This is a genomic window from Neisseria sp. P0021.S007, assembly GCF_051956855.1.
Genome location: NZ_JBQCXA010000118.1, coordinates 1 through 1,152, shown reverse-complemented (window position 1 = coordinate 1,152; position 1,152 = coordinate 1). Strand labels below are relative to the sequence as shown.

1 protein-coding gene and 1 pseudogene are annotated in these 1,152 nt (G+C 54.3%); both read left to right on the top strand.

Annotated features, from left to right (window positions below; all coding sequences use genetic code 11):
* Positions 1-336: pseudouridine synthase (locus ACTHUR_RS11585; RefSeq protein WP_440398667.1), on the top strand; the 336-nt coding region annotated here is incomplete at its 5' end.
* 444 nt (positions 337-780) lie between these two features.
* Positions 781-1,152 (top strand): annotated as a pseudogene (locus ACTHUR_RS11580) (type VI immunity family protein); the annotation flags it as partial.

Genomic DNA, 1,152 nt, shown 5'->3' with positions numbered 1-1,152 from the left:
ACCCAATACCGCTGCCTTGCGTGCACCGAATTGCCCTTCCAATCCGCCGCCCGCTACCCAACCTCGCGCTACTCGTGGGCGGAACTCATCCCGCACACAGGTCGCAAACACCAACTCCGCCGCCACATGAAACACATCTTCCACCCCATCGTCGGCGACACCAACTACGGCGACCTGCGCCAAAACCACACCACCGCCGCCCACCTCGGTCCCACCCGCCTCATGCTCCACGCCCGCAGCCTGTCGTTCCAAAGCATCGAAAACGGCGAAACCCTGACCGTCTGCGCCGATACCGACGAGAGCTGGCGGATTTGGCTGGATAAGTTTGAAGCCTAAGCGAAAGGTCGCGAGACAGGCAGGCTGGTGATGCTGCGAAGCTGGACATGGTTTTCAGACGACCTTTATGAATCAAAACATACTTGAGATAACCGACCCCCGTAGCGTGGGCTTTGCCCGCGAGATTTGCCGTCCGCCAGTCTGAATCGGGTATTTGTGCTGACATCTGCTTGCGGGTAGAACCCGCGCTACGGTTTGCTGCACCGATACCGACGAGGGCTGGCGGATTTGGCTGGATACGTTTGAGGCATAAGCGGAAGGTCGTGCAAACAAGTGGGCTGGTTATGTTGCAAAGCCGGACGCGGGTTTCAGACGACCCCATTCCTGCCATCTCATTCCGTTCAACCCACATTCATGCCGAATAATCCTGTTTGACGGTAAAGGTCGTCTGAAAACGCTACACTCTTTCAGACGACGTCTGTCATATCACCATAAGGACATTCCATGAGCGACATCGAAAAACAACTCGCCGCCATCCGCTACACCGCCGACCGCACCAAACGCTACAACGAACATGGCTTTACCCTGTTGCAACTGGGCATACGCGGCGTGGTCTATTTCAATACCCGTGATAATGTCGCCGATGCCTTAACCGGTTTGATGGATTTCTATTACGAATGGGGAAAAAACAAGCTAACAATAGCCAGCCATGAGATAGGAACAGGTACACGGAACAGAAGCGGTCGGATGCGCGAGATCAAGTTGAGTGAAAAGTCGTACCTTAAAGAACGGGATAAAGTGTACCGTTGGCTGGATGAAAGAACCGAAAATGCTTCCGAGGTTGATTGGGGAATGCAAAGCGAGCATGCAAATACC